Genomic DNA, 13,444 nt, shown 5'->3' with positions numbered 1-13,444 from the left:
TAAAGAACGTTGCGACGTTGTCGCTAGGGATGCGTATAATACATCCTTAATTTTTCGAGTCAACACTTAATTTTAAACTTTCTTTTTAGACCGTTTTAAACCGAAGTTTTACTTAACTCTCTGTCACTTTGTTCAGCGCTTTTCATTGCTGCCCGCCGTGTCAGTGGATGCGCATTATAGGGATGCGAAGAATTAACGCAAGCACTTTTTGAAGGTTTTTTTGATTATTTTCGAATTAGTACAATAACCATACAAATAAAGGGCTGCAGAGGGGTTTTAGCTCAAAAAGCAGTCATTTTTGTGAGGATAAAATGGCATAGAAAAAGCGACATACATTAAATTAGCTATGTCGCTTTTTATTTTTATAAGGCGGATTAGTTAGTAGAAATTTCCCAAACAGCGATTGAACCCGAAATTTCATTACCAACAACTAGCAATGCTTCATTCGTTGCACTTTGTTCTGCAGGTATAAATGTCATACCTTCAGGAGCAAGATCACCTGTTATATCTGCATCAGCTTCTAGGCCACGATTAAAAAAGTAATCTTGGAATGTCACATTGTATGGATTAGTAATATCAAACACCATAATGCCACCCATACGCTCTAACCCGATAAATGCAAATGTACGTTCGCCAATCGTACCCAGTGCTAACGCTTCTGGTTCTGCACCTTTGTCATCAGAGCGACTATCACCGTCATTTTCATCTTCGTTATTATTGAATGCTGCTCCGTGAACTGATGCAGTAATACGTGAGATTTGATCGCCCGAGTCAAAAACCACCATGCCGTTACTATCCCAGATAGTAAAAGAGCGGGCACCATATGCATAGAGTGATTCATATTCGCCATTATTATCTTCATCACCTTTAACAGTGGTCACTTTTAAACGGCCAATATCACTGTTGTCATTGTTCAGGTAATCAAAATTGCTTGCCAGTGTTAAGTCTTTAGCTCTGGTTTCATCTATATATGATAAACAACCATCATCTTCATCGTAATCTAGACCACCTTTTGCTAAACAATCAGCTTCGTCGGTTGTATCAAAGAAGTATTCTCGTGCATCACCTTCGTTCGCTGTGACAATAAAGTTAGCACCTTTCCAAGTAAAGCTTGAAATCGTATCTGGTTGATACATGCCATAGAGGCCAGGGTACGATTTAAAGTTAACGCCACCGTCTTTATCAGATGCATCAAAAAGTAAATTAGACCAATCTTTAAAACCTAATCCTTTAAGCTCGAGGCTATTATCTTCAAGATTGACGATAGCAAGGGCGTTATTTTCTTGCAGTGTAACGTAGGCAAACTTATTGTCTTTTGAAATGCTGATGTATTCAGGTTCTAAATCCATTGCTACGGTTGTATTAATCAAGTTACCGTTGATTGTTCGACCTGTCGGGTTAGCAAATACAATCCCAAGTTCTTCAAGCTCTGCTTGTTTGTCGTTATAAGCCGAAAAAGTAATGCTAATAGCAGTATCTGCAATTACACCATCATTAATATTAATAATGCTGATAGAGCCTTCAGGGTCAATGCTATAGTCACCATTAGGTTCACCTTCATTTGCAACCAGTACTTTATTGCCATCATGGCTAAAAGTAACCATGTCGGGCAGGGCGCCTACAGATACATTTTTAATAAACTGAGGCTCGTCGCCACTAATATCATAAAATGCGATTAAACCTGCATCACCGGTATTACTAGCTGCCATTGCAACGGCTAAAAGTTCATTATTAGCATCAATAGCGATACTGTTTGCATCACCCACACTGTGCTCATTAAGTGCAAGGGTAATCTCTGAGGTTAAATTAGTGCCATTTATAACCCCTTCGTTATCTTTAACTAAAGCTGCACGGTCAAAGCTATCGGCTTTCATGATATTAACGACCGCAGAATCACCGGAACTATTGATAGCAAATATTCGTTGTTTAGATGCTTGGTAAGCAACAATTTCCGCAGCACCTTCAGGGCTTTCTGCGTTCAGCACTGCACGGCCGATAAGATTTATAGTTAAAGCAGCGTTTGCATCTGTACCATTTGCTCCGTCAGTTCCGTTTGCACCATCGGTGCCATTTACCCCATCAGTTCCATTAGTACCATTTTGACCTGCAGGACCTTGTTCACCTTGTAGGCCGTCTTTGCCGTCGTCACCGTCTAATGAGCAGCCAGAAAGAATGGTTAAAAGTGATAGCGCAATAATTGATCTTTTTAACATTATTATTTTTCCTTGGAGTTGTATTGAGGCAATTACAACACGCAGGCATTACAACTATATGGCACTTTTATGAGAACAAAATTTAGTCATAAAAAAAGCGAGTATAAACTCGCTTTTTATTTATAAATTAGTAGGGTAGCTCATTACTTTTTAGTTGGGCGCTTCCAACCAGTAAGGTTACGTTGTTTACCACGAGCGACCGCAAGCTGATCATCTTCAACAGTATTAGTGATAACAGAGCCTGCGCCAATCGTTGCCATTGAGCCAATATTAACAGGGGCCACCAGTGATGAATTAGAACCGATAAAGGCGTTATCACCAATAATGGTTTTTGATTTATTTACGCCATCATAGTTACAAGTAATAGTACCTGCGCCAATATTAACTTTTTCGCCAACTTCAGTGTCGCCTAAGTAGGTTAGGTGGTTTGCTTTTGAGCCTTTGCCTAAGCGAGTCTTTTTCATCTCAACGAAGTTACCAATGTGCGAGTCTTCTTCCATAATCGCACCAGGGCGAAGGCGGGCATATGGGCCTAAAGTACATTTAGCAGCAACACTGGCTTCTTCAACAAGTGAGTTAGCTTTAATAACAACGTTATCGCCGATAGTACAATCTTTCAGTACGCAATTTGGCCCAATTTGTACGTTATTACCAAGCGTTACTTTACCTTCGAAAATAACATTAACGTCGATCAGTACGTCTTCGCCAGTCGTTACTTCACCACGTACATCAATACGAGCAGGATCAGCAAGTGTTGCGCCGTTTAGCATTAGCTCTTCTGCTTGCCATGCTTGATATGCACGTTCAAGCGCTGAAAGTTGTACGCGATTATTAGCACCTTCAACTTCCATCGGATGCTCAGGCTGTGCAGAGGTAATTTCAACACCTTCACTGTGTGCCATCGCAACAATGTCTGTTAGGTAGTATTCACCTTGGGCGTTGTTGTTAGATAGGTTACCTAACCAACGTTTAAGTAGCGCTCCATTAGCAGCCATAATACCGGTATTGATTTCTTTAATCGCAAGTTGCTCAGGTGAAGCATCTTTTTGTTCGATAATACCTACTAGCTTGCCATTTTCACGGATCATTCGGCCATAACCTGATGGGTCATCTAAGGTAACCGTTAGCACCGCTAAACCTTTTTCTGGAGTTGCAGCAAGTAGCTTTTCTAAGGTCGCGCGTTTTGTTAGTGGCACATCACCATAGAGAATTAATACGGTGTCATCATCGGCAATGTGTTCTTTAGCAACAGCGACAGCATGACCCGTACCGAGTTGTTCTTCTTGTAATACCCAGTTTACTCGGTTGTGCGATAGGGCTTCTTGAAGCTGCTCACGGCCATGACCGTAAACAAGATTTGTTTCACGAGCACCAAGGGCAGTGGCATTATCAATAACGTGCTGAACCATAGGTTTGCCAGCAACTTTGTGTAATACCTTAGGTAGAGCAGAGCGCATACGGGTGCCTTTACCCGCAGCAAGAATAACGGTAGTCAGAGACATTAAAACAATATCCTTCTTTCTTTGTTTTAGTGGGACGTAATGAATTTAGCTATAAACATGCAAAGTTGCGCAAGTCACATCATGTGCAAATACTCAATCCTAGCTTGAAGGAAAGAACCTTGTATAAAAGCTTAGCTCATTATCAATTAACACATTGTAGCGGGGAAAAGTGCAGGTTATAAGTACAATGATCAGAATAGGGTATAAAACAGTGAATTTTAGGCACAAAAAAGCCCACGTTAAGTGGGCTTTTCGAAAACCGAGTAGGCTTACTTTTTACGTAATTGTTGAATTACGCGAAGTTGAGCGATTGCTTCAGCAAGTTGCACTGCAGCTTGTTGATAATCTAACTCAGCAGTTGACGTATTCGCCATTTGCTCTTCAGCATCACGTTTAGCTTTTTCAGCCGCTTGCTCGTCTAGGTCTTCACCACGTACTGCAGTATCTGCAAGAATCGTGATGCGATCCGGTTGAACTTCTAGCGTGCCGCCAGCAATATACATCACGTCTTCGTGACCAAATTGCTTAACTAAACGTACCATACCAGGTTTTAGGGCAGTTAATAATGGAGCGTGACCATAGTTAACACCAAGGTCACCTTCACTACCACTCACTTGAATCGATTCAACCAGACCAGAGAACAAGCTCTCTTCTGCGCTTACTACGTCAAGATGTACAGTCATAGCCGCCATACTACCCTCCTAATTACATGCTTTTGGCTTTTTCTTGAGCTTCTTCAATAGAGCCAACCATGTAGAACGCTTGCTCTGGCATATCATCAAACTCACCGTTTAAGATACCTTTGAAGCCAGCAATTGTGTCTTTAAGTGACACGTATTTACCAGGCGCGCCTGTGAATACTTCAGCAACGAAGAACGGCTGAGATAGGAAACGCTGGATTTTACGTGCACGAGATACAACTTGCTTATCTTCGTCAGAAAGCTCGTCCATACCTAGGATTGCGATGATGTCTTTAAGTTCTTTATAACGTTGAAGAACTGTTTGAACGCCACGCGCTGTATCGTAGTGCTCTTGACCGATTACTAGTGGGTCAAGTTGACGTGAAGATGAATCAAGTGGGTCTACCGCAGGGTAGATACCAAGTGAAGCGATATCACGAGAAAGTACTACTGTTGCATCTAAGTGAGCAAACGTTGTTGCTGGAGATGGGTCAGTTAAGTCATCCGCAGGTACGTATACCGCTTGGATTGAAGTGATTGAACCCGTCTTAGTAGATGCGATACGCTCTTGAAGTACACCCATTTCTTCAGCAAGAGTTGGTTGGTAACCTACTGCTGAAGGCATACGACCTAGAAGTGCTGATACCTCTGTACCCGCTAGAGTATAACGGTAGATGTTATCAACGAAGAAAAGTACGTCACGACCTTCGTCACGGAACTTCTCAGCCATAGTAAGACCAGTTAACGCTACGCGTAAACGGTTACCCGGTGGCTCATTCATTTGACCGTATACTAGAGATACTTTATCTAGTACGTTTGAGTCGTTCATCTCATGGTAGAAGTCATTACCCTCACGAGTACGCTCACCAACACCTGCGAATACTGAGTAACCGCTGTGCTCGATTGCGATGTTACGGATAAGTTCCATCATGTTTACGGTTTTACCAACACCGGCACCACCGAATAGACCAACTTTACCACCTTTAGCGAATGGACATACAAGGTCGATTACCTTGATACCAGTCTCTAAAAGTTCTACTGAACTTGATTGTTCTTCATAAGAAGGTGCTGCACGGTGAATAGACATACGCTCTTCTTCACCAATTGGACCAGCTTCATCAATAGGGTTACCTAATACGTCCATGATACGACCTAGTGTCTTCGTACCTACTGGAACGTGGATTGGCTGACCTGTACCTTCTACTGCAGTACCACGACGTAAACCGTCAGTAGTACCAAGTGCGATACCACGTACCACACCGCCACCTAGCTGTTGTTGAACTTCTAAAGTTAAACCAGCTAAGTCGCCATCTGTTACTTTTAGTGCGTCATATACGGCTGGCACGTTGTCTTGTGGAAATTCGATATCCACAACGGCGCCGATAATTTGGACGACCTTACCTAAACTCATGTCTATTCCTCTCATTAAACTTTGCCGAAGCGTTAAACTGCTGCCGAACCGCCAACAATCTCACTAATTTCTTGTGTGATTGCAGCTTGACGAGCCTTGTTATAAACAAGCTGTAACTCATCCATAAGGTCGCCAGCGTTATCAGTTGCAGCTTTCATTGCAACCATACGGGCAGCCTGTTCAGAGGCAGCGTTCTCAACTACACCTTGGTATACTTGAGACTCAATAAAGCGTACTAACAGAGCTTCTAAAATCGCTTCTGGGTTTGGCTCATATAAGTAATCCCAAGAATGTTGAGATACTTCTTCTTCAGCTTTTGGCAAAGGGAGTAACTGATCGATTGTTGGCTCTTGCTTCATAGTATTAACGAACTTGTTGAATACTACGTATAAGCGGTCAATTTTACCTTCAGAGTATGCATCTAGCATTGTCTTTACAGGACCAATAACGTCTTGTAGTGAAGGTGTATCTCCTAAGTTCGCTTTTTTAGCGACTAACTTACCGCCAAAACGTTGGAAAAAGCCAGCTGCTTTGCTACCTAAAGTAGTAAATTCAGCTTCAACGCCTTTTTCTTTCCACGCTTTAACATCTAGGGCAACTTTTTTGAACTCGTTTGAGTTCAAGCCACCACATAGACCACGGTCAGTAGAGATAACAATATAACCAACTCGTTTTACTTCACGCTCTTCTAAGAAAGGGTGAGTAAAATCAAGATTTGCTTGAGCAACACGACCAATCACTTGGCGTAAGTTTTCAGCGTATGGACGGCTTGACGCCACACGTTCCTGCGCTTTTTTCATTTTAGACGCAGCAACCATTTCCATTGCGCTGGTGATCTTTTGAGTATTCTTGATACTCCCGATCTTGCTTTTAATCTCTTTTCCGCTGGCCATGACTCTCTCTCCGAATCAGGTGGGCTTTAGTTGCCTAAAGCTCACCATTCATAACTAAATTACCAAGTTTGCGTCGACTTGAACTTCTCTAGAAGTTCTTTAAGTTGAGCTTCAATCTCAGCGTTGTAGTTACCAGTTTCATTGATTTGAGCCATTAGCTCTGCGTATGTGCTGTTTGCATAAGAAATTAGGCCAGCTTCGAAATCCATGATTTTCGCGATTTCGATGTCTTTTAGGTAGCCTTTTTCAGCAGCAAATAGCGACAGAGACATTTCAGCAACAGACATTGGTGCGTACTGTTTCTGCTTCATTAGCTCTGTTACGCGCTCACCATGCTCTAATTGAGCACGTGTTGCATCGTCAAGGTCAGACGCGAACTGCGAGAACGCAGCTAATTCACGGTACTGAGCTAACGCTAGACGGATACCACCACCTAGTTTCTTAACGATTTTAGTTTGCGCTGCACCACCAACACGAGATACCGAGATACCAGCGTTAACAGCTGGACGGATACCTGAGTTGAATAAGTCAGTTTCTAAGAAGATCTGACCATCGGTGATAGAGATAACGTTTGTCGGTACGAACGCAGAAACGTCGCCGCCTTGAGTTTCAATGATTGGCAATGCCGTCAATGAACCTGTTTTACCTTTCACTTCACCATTAGTGAACTTCTCAACGTAATCAGCGTTTACACGTGATGCACGCTCTAGAAGACGTGAGTGAAGGTAGAATACGTCACCTGGGTATGCTTCACGGCCTGGTGGACGCTTAAGTAGTAATGAGATTTGACGGTAAGCAACAGCTTGCTTAGATAAATCATCATATACGATTAGCGCGTCTTCACCACGGTCACGGAAGTATTCACCCATAGTACAACCAGAGAATGGTGCTAGGTACTGAAGTGCCGCAGATTCAGAAGCAGATGCAACAACAACAATCGTGTTTTCTAATGCACCGTGCTCTTCTAATTTACGTACTACGTTAGCGATAGTAGATGCTTTTTGACCAACTGCAACGTACACACACTTAACGCCTGTACCTTTTTGGTTGATGATAGCATCGATTGCTAATGCAGTTTTACCAGTTTGGCGGTCACCGATCACAAGCTCACGTTGACCACGACCTACTGGGATCATCGCATCGATAGATTTATAACCAGTTTGTACTGGCTCATCTACTGATTGACGTTCGATAACGCCTGGTGCGATTTTCTCAACAGGTTCAAAACCGTCGTTATCTAAAGCGCCTTTACCGTCGATAGGTGCACCTAGTGTGTTAACAACACGACCAAGTAGACCACGACCAACAGGAACCTCTAGGATACGACCAGTTGATTTAACTTTTACGCCTTCTTTAAGGTCAGCGTAAGGACCCATTACTACAGCACCTACTGAGTCACGCTCAAGGTTTAGTGCGATAGCATAACGGTTGCCAGGAAGCTCGATCATCTCACCTTGCATACAGTCAGCAAGACCGTGGATGCGGATGATACCGTCAGTAACAGATACGATAGTACCTTCGTTACGAGCTTCACTTACAACTTCGAACTGCTCAATACGTTGTTTGATCAGATCTGAAATTTCAGTGGAATTAAGTTGCATGCTCTTTTTCCCAATTACGATTGTAGTGATGTAGCTAAGCGGGCTAATTTGCCACGTACTGAGCCGTCGATTACAGTGTCACCCGCCTTAATGATAAGACCGCCAACAACTGTAGTATCTTCACTACAATTCAGCTTAACTTTGCGTGCGAAACGTTTTTCAAGTGCCGCTACCAATGTTGCTTGCTGCTCAGCAGCAAGCGGTGTTGCAGAAATCACGTCAACGTCGATTTCTTTGTCGTAGTCCGCTTTAAATTCAGCGAATAACTCAGCAACAGCAGGCAGTGCAACTAAACGTCCATTTTCAGCCATCACCTTGATTAGGTTCTGACCTTGTTCGTTGAGCTGCTCTGCACAGATCTTGATAAACAGATCTGCTTGTTCAGTAGCAGTAGGCAATCCAGCTAGCGCGGCAGCGGCTTGCTCGTTGCTGGCAACGTGGCCAGCAAAGAACAGCATGTCGTTCCAACTTTCAACAGTGCCTTTTTCAACGGCAAGTTCAAAAGCCGCTTTAGCGTATGGGCGAGCGATAGTAGCCAATTCAGACATGCTCATACCCTCCTAATTACAGCTCAGCGACAAGTTTTTCAACGATGTCACTGTGTGCGGCTTGATTGATTTCGCGCTCTAAAATCTTCTCAGCACCAACCACTGCCAGCGTCGCTACTTGTTTACGTAGTTCTTCTGTTACACGGTTACGCTCTGCTTCGATTTCAGAGTGCCCTTGAGCAATAATTTTTTCACGCTCTTGTTGACCACGAACAGTTTCTTCGTCAACGATTAGCGTGGCACGCTTTTTAGCTTGTTCAATGATATCAGCCGCTTGAGCTTTTGCCTCTTTAAGCTGCTCAGCAGCTTTCTTTTGCGCAAGTTCTAAGTCTTTTTCGGCTCTATCAGAGGCAGCTAAACCATCTTCGATTTTCTTCTGGCGAGCTTCAATTGCACCATTTAGTGGTGGCCATACGTATTTCATACAGAAAAGTACGAAAACCGTAAATGCAATTAATTCACCGATAAGAGTGGCTGTTAAGTTCACGACCGCTCCTCCTTAAAATAGTAAGCTGTTCAAAAAATAATATTAAAGTACGAACAACAATACCATTGCGATACCAACACCGATCATAGCTACGGCATCGATTAGACCAGCAAGGATGAACATCTTAACTTGTAATGAAGGTGCAAGTTCAGGTTGACGAGCACAAGCTTCTAGGAATTTACCACCCATGTTACCGAAGCCGATAGCAGTACCGATTGCACCGAAGCCGATAAGTAGAGCAACAGCGATGTACTTAAGACCAATCATTAGTTCCATTTTTTTCTCCAAAGTTTCAATTGTAAATTAAAGTTAAAATTTAAAAGTGTAAAAAATTAGTGATTATCTGAGCTTGCCATGCTTAGGTATACGATTGTAAGCATCATGAATACGAATGCTTGCAGTACGATTACTAAGATGTGGAATACAGCCCAAATAAAGTGCAACGGTAGTTGCATTAAACCAACTGCGCCGATCAAGATGAAAATCAACTCACCAGCATATAAGTTACCGAATAAACGCAGTGCTAACGAGAACGGCTTAGCAACTAAAGCGATTGTTTCTAGTAATAAGTTACATGGGATTAAGAACACCATCGCTAGCTTGTTATTAGAGCTAAACGGGTGAAGCGTTAATTCAGCTAAGAATCCGCCAATCCCTTTGATTTTGATTGCGTAACCGATCATCAGAATGAATACACCAATAGCAAGTGCAGCAGTCATGTTGATGTCTGTGGTAGGTACAATCTTCATGTAAACGTCGTGAGAATCCATACCAAATGCTTGCTCGCCAACGAAGCCAGCGAATGCAGGTAGGAAATCAACCGGAATCAAGTCCATTAAGTTCATTAAGAACACCCAAACGAAAATCGTTAGAGCTAATGGAGCGATTAATGCGCTTTTACCGTGGTATGTGTCACGTACGTTGTCGCCAACGAACTCAACGATCATTTCAATGAAACACTGAAATTTACCAGGTACACCGGTATTTGCTTTCTTAGCGGCACTACGGAAGATCCATAAAAATACAAGACCTAGACCGATTGACCATGCGAGGGTATCTATATTCCATGTCCAGAAACCACTGTCTGCACACGCTTTGTTGAAGGCAAGACCAGCGTCGGTCGAGCACATCTTAGCGTTAGTTAAGTGGTGCTGAATATGGCTTGATAGAGTTACTTCTTCTGCAGCCATGTTATATCCCAAAAGTTAATGATTAAAAAAAACGGGCGCAAACAATCCGCTAAATAACACCAATACATAAACACAGAAAAACGGTAATAAAACGACCGTGTAAGACTTCAGTATCAGTGCAAACAAAACGATTGTTAGCATAAATTTTAATCCGTTGCCGCGCTTTAGCGAGGCATACACTTGATTTACTCGACTTGCACCCATATAACGGAATGCATAGACAGCAAATACAAAATTAGGGAGTAGTGCAACAGCTCCGCCAGCAAGCGCTGACTGGCCGGCATTGACTCCCCAACCTATAAAAACAATTACTGCAGCGATTAATGCTACGATACCCTGAAGACAAATTAATTTAAATGCGGCAAGCCTATACGGCCTTGCTAACCTATTAGTCACGTTTTGTTAACCTTTAGAACGTTAAATTGTCAGGGTATGAAAACTGGCGAAATTATACTGATTCCTACCAGTTTTGCAACTTGAGTCGACCCTTTGTAGTGCAAAAACACCACAAATGTCTCTTTTTGGACATGTTATTAATTAATGACGGGAATAGTCTTAATTTATACGGCTTAAAATGCCATCCAACTCATCAAGAGTTGTATAAGAGATAACCAGTTTGCCTTTGCCTTTTTTATTGTAGTTTATTTCTACTTTGGCGCCTAAATTTTCAGCAAGTTTTTGTTCTAACTGTTTGACATCCGGATCTTTTTCTTGCACTTCTTTTTTCGGAGCTGGTTCTAAGATAGAGCGAACTAATTTCTCAGTTTCACGAACAGTCAACGCTTTAGCAACCGCTAATCTAGCAGCATCTGACTGCGCTTCGCCTTCAAGTGCCAATAAACAACGTGCATGACCCATTTCGATGTCGCCATGTTCTAACAAGATTTTAACATCTTCGTTAAGGTTATTTAGACGTAGTAAATTAGTCACAGTCGTACGCGATTTACCAACTGCTTCGGCGACTTGTTGATGAGTCAGTTCAAATTCGTTAAGTAAACGATTCAATGCAATCGCTTCTTCCATCGCGTTTAGGTCTTCACGTTGGATATTTTCAATCAATGCGATAGCAACGGCTGCTTCATCTGGCACATCTTTGATGATACATGGAACAGCATCTAATTTTGCAAGTTGAGCAGCACGCCAACGACGTTCACCCGCGATGATTTCATATTTGTCTGCACCAATTTGGCGCACAACAATTGGCTGAATGATGCCTTGAGCACGAATTGAGCTGGCTAACTCTTCTAGCGCTTCTTCAGACATGTCTTTACGCGGTTGATATTTACCCGATTGTAAAAACTCAATCGCTAATTTTTGCAGCTCACCTTTGCTTTGCTCTGCAACTACTTCAGAGACTTGCTCTGGTGTTGCTGTCGCTTGTTGCTGATTATTTGCACTTGGGGCAGGTTTTGATGAACTTAATAAAGCGTCGAGTCCTCGGCCTAAACCGCGTTTTTTAGCAGACATGTTATTTTTTTACCTCGAAGTTAGGCTACTGCTGAAGATGTTTTCTCTTTTCTACGTAACATTTCGCCGGCTAGGGCTAAGTAAGCTTTAGCACCACTTGATGCACGGTCATAATACATGGCAGGGGCACCAAAACTCGGCGCTTCTGCTAAACGGACATTACGTGGGATAACGGTACGATATACTTTATCGCCAAAATGTTGTTTGAGTTGTTCTGATACATCATTTGCAAGGCGATTGCGCGGATCATACATGGTGCGCAAAATCCCTTCAATTGTTAACGCTGGATTTACTAGCTTAGATAGCTGCGTAATGGTATCCATTAATGCCGTTAAACCTTCAAGGGCATAATACTCACATTGCATCGGAACTAAAATCGAATCTGCGGCAGCCATGGCATTAACAGTAAGCATGTTAAGTGAAGGCGGGCAGTCGATAAAAATGAAATCGTATTGGTCTTGAATTTGTTCAAGCGCATTACGTAAACGCACTTCACGAGCAAACAATTCCATTAGTTTAACTTCAGCGGCAGTCACATCGCCATTAGCAGCAATTAAGTGATACTCACCTGAGGTTTCTTTATTGATCACTTCATCGATTGGTGTTTCTTCAATCAATAAATCGTAAATAGTCGCAACATCACCGTATTTATCGACACCACTACCCATGGTAGCGTTTCCTTGCGGATCAAGATCGATTAATAACACTTTACGCTTCGTCGCGGCCATCGATGCCGCGAGGTTCACAGCGGTGGTCGTTTTACCAACACCACCTTTTTGGTTTGCTAATGCGATGACTTTTGCCACAGTGCTCTGATCCCTAGTCTTTAGATAGAATGATTAGATGTCTTTGCGCATCTAACTCAGGTACTTCCAAGCTGATTTTTTCATCAAACTTAATACCTTTAGGTAATGAGTCTAGTTCTTCGCTCGGAAATACGCCTTTTAAGGCGATAAATTTACCTGAATGATCAATCAAGTGCGCACACCAGTCAACCATATCTTGTAAAGAGGCGAATGCACGACTTAATACACCATCTAATTTAACACTTGGTTGATATTCTTCAACTCTAGACTGCACTGGGGTTACATTTTCAAGGCCAAGTGCATGTTTTACCTGCATCAAAAAGCGCACGCGTTTACCTAAACTATCTAACAATATAAATTGTGTATCAGGTAAAGCGATGGCTAATACGATACCCGGTAAACCAGGACCCGTACCTACATCAATGTAATGTTTGCCTTTAAGGTGTGGTGCAACAACTAAGCTATCCATAATATGTTTAACCATCATTTCTTCAGGTAAACGAACAGAGGTTAAGTTATACGCTTTGTTCCACTTGTCTAATAATTCAACATATTGCACAAGTTGTTGTTGCTGTTTTTCTGTTAGCGCAATATCAGTTTGCGCTAACAGCGAAGTTAATTGTTGTTGTAACACTGTATTCCTCAC

14 protein-coding genes are annotated in these 13,444 nt (G+C 42.4%); all 14 read right to left on the bottom strand.

The window, feature by feature from the left end:
* Positions 1-374: 374 nt before the first annotated feature.
* The 14 genes from L1272_RS18340 to rsmG all read right to left on the bottom strand — a co-directional run bounded on the left by L1272_RS18340 (position 375) and on the right by rsmG (position 13,432).
* Positions 375-2,213, bottom strand: a complete 1,839-nt coding sequence (locus L1272_RS18340) for a choice-of-anchor I family protein (RefSeq protein WP_235374033.1) — start codon at positions 2,211-2,213, stop codon at positions 375-377.
* Positions 2,214-2,356: 143 nt separating this feature from the next.
* A complete protein-coding gene (gene glmU, locus L1272_RS18335; protein WP_235374032.1) occupies positions 2,357-3,715 on the bottom strand; it encodes a bifunctional UDP-N-acetylglucosamine diphosphorylase/glucosamine-1-phosphate N-acetyltransferase GlmU in 1,359 nt (452 codons plus the stop codon).
* A 269-nt stretch (positions 3,716-3,984) separates the two neighbouring features.
* Positions 3,985-4,407: a F0F1 ATP synthase subunit epsilon gene (locus L1272_RS18330; RefSeq protein ID WP_054554812.1), complete on the bottom strand. Its 423-nt coding sequence runs from the start codon at positions 4,405-4,407 to the stop codon at positions 3,985-3,987.
* A 13-nt stretch (positions 4,408-4,420) separates the two neighbouring features.
* Entirely contained in the window at positions 4,421-5,806 is a 1,386-nt protein-coding gene (atpD, locus tag L1272_RS18325; RefSeq protein ID WP_054554811.1) for a F0F1 ATP synthase subunit beta, read from the bottom strand.
* A 32-nt stretch (positions 5,807-5,838) separates the two neighbouring features.
* Positions 5,839-6,699: a F0F1 ATP synthase subunit gamma gene (gene atpG / locus L1272_RS18320; RefSeq protein ID WP_054554810.1), complete on the bottom strand. Its 861-nt coding sequence runs from the start codon at positions 6,697-6,699 to the stop codon at positions 5,839-5,841.
* A gap of 59 nt (positions 6,700-6,758) precedes the next feature.
* Positions 6,759-8,300, bottom strand: coding sequence for a F0F1 ATP synthase subunit alpha (gene atpA / locus L1272_RS18315; protein WP_054554809.1), 1,542 nt, complete (start codon positions 8,298-8,300; stop codon positions 6,759-6,761).
* A 14-nt stretch (positions 8,301-8,314) separates the two neighbouring features.
* Positions 8,315-8,848 (bottom strand): F0F1 ATP synthase subunit delta, encoded by a 534-nt coding sequence (atpH, locus tag L1272_RS18310; RefSeq protein WP_054554808.1) that lies wholly within the window; start codon positions 8,846-8,848, stop codon positions 8,315-8,317.
* A 16-nt stretch (positions 8,849-8,864) separates the two neighbouring features.
* Positions 8,865-9,335: a F0F1 ATP synthase subunit B gene (atpF, locus tag L1272_RS18305; RefSeq protein WP_054554807.1), complete on the bottom strand. Its 471-nt coding sequence runs from the start codon at positions 9,333-9,335 to the stop codon at positions 8,865-8,867.
* A 42-nt stretch (positions 9,336-9,377) separates the two neighbouring features.
* Positions 9,378-9,611, bottom strand: a complete 234-nt coding sequence (gene atpE / locus L1272_RS18300) for a F0F1 ATP synthase subunit C (RefSeq protein ID WP_010561330.1) — start codon at positions 9,609-9,611, stop codon at positions 9,378-9,380.
* A 56-nt stretch (positions 9,612-9,667) separates the two neighbouring features.
* Positions 9,668-10,525 (bottom strand): F0F1 ATP synthase subunit A, encoded by an 858-nt coding sequence (gene atpB / locus L1272_RS18295; protein ID WP_054554806.1) that lies wholly within the window; start codon positions 10,523-10,525, stop codon positions 9,668-9,670.
* A gap of 15 nt (positions 10,526-10,540) precedes the next feature.
* A complete protein-coding gene (locus L1272_RS18290; RefSeq protein WP_054554805.1) occupies positions 10,541-10,921 on the bottom strand; it encodes an ATP synthase subunit I in 381 nt (126 codons plus the stop codon).
* Between the two features lie 159 nt (positions 10,922-11,080).
* On the bottom strand, positions 11,081-11,992 hold the full coding sequence (locus tag L1272_RS18285; RefSeq protein WP_054554804.1) for a ParB/RepB/Spo0J family partition protein: 912 nt from the start codon (positions 11,990-11,992) through the stop codon (positions 11,081-11,083).
* Positions 11,993-12,012: 20 nt separating this feature from the next.
* The gene (locus L1272_RS18280; RefSeq protein ID WP_054554803.1) at positions 12,013-12,798 is read right to left on the bottom strand and encodes a ParA family protein; all 786 of its coding nucleotides are present in this window, start codon (positions 12,796-12,798) and stop codon (positions 12,013-12,015) included.
* Between the two features lie 13 nt (positions 12,799-12,811).
* Positions 12,812-13,432, bottom strand: a complete 621-nt coding sequence (gene rsmG, locus L1272_RS18275) for a 16S rRNA (guanine(527)-N(7))-methyltransferase RsmG (protein WP_235374031.1) — start codon at positions 13,430-13,432, stop codon at positions 12,812-12,814.
* Positions 13,433-13,444: the final 12 nt, after the last annotated feature.

This window comes from Pseudoalteromonas sp. PAST1 (genome assembly GCF_021532515.1).
Lineage (GTDB): Bacteria > Pseudomonadota > Gammaproteobacteria > Enterobacterales > Alteromonadaceae > Pseudoalteromonas > Pseudoalteromonas simplex.
This window is presented reverse-complemented; position numbering and strand designations above follow the sequence as displayed.

Excerpts from the sequence above, each read along its gene's own strand:
- atpH (WP_054554808.1), bottom strand. The coding sequence starts at position 8,848 with ATGTCTGAATTGGCTACTATCGCTCGCCCATACGCTAAAGCGGCTTTT.
- glmU (WP_235374032.1), bottom strand. The coding sequence starts at position 3,715 with ATGTCTCTGACTACCGTTATTCTTGCTGCGGGTAAAGGCACCCGTATG.
- L1272_RS18285 (WP_054554804.1), bottom strand. The coding sequence starts at position 11,992 with ATGTCTGCTAAAAAACGCGGTTTAGGCCGAGGACTCGACGCTTTATTA.
- L1272_RS18340 (WP_235374033.1), bottom strand. The coding sequence starts at position 2,213 with ATGTTAAAAAGATCAATTATTGCGCTATCACTTTTAACCATTCTTTCT.
- atpD (WP_054554811.1), bottom strand. The coding sequence starts at position 5,806 with ATGAGTTTAGGTAAGGTCGTCCAAATTATCGGCGCCGTTGTGGATATC.
- atpG (WP_054554810.1), bottom strand. The coding sequence starts at position 6,699 with ATGGCCAGCGGAAAAGAGATTAAAAGCAAGATCGGGAGTATCAAGAAT.
- atpA (WP_054554809.1), bottom strand. The coding sequence starts at position 8,300 with ATGCAACTTAATTCCACTGAAATTTCAGATCTGATCAAACAACGTATT.
- L1272_RS18330 (WP_054554812.1), bottom strand. The coding sequence starts at position 4,407 with ATGGCGGCTATGACTGTACATCTTGACGTAGTAAGCGCAGAAGAGAGC.
- atpB (WP_054554806.1), bottom strand. The coding sequence starts at position 10,525 with ATGGCTGCAGAAGAAGTAACTCTATCAAGCCATATTCAGCACCACTTA.
- atpE (WP_010561330.1), bottom strand. The coding sequence starts at position 9,611 with ATGGAACTAATGATTGGTCTTAAGTACATCGCTGTTGCTCTACTTATC.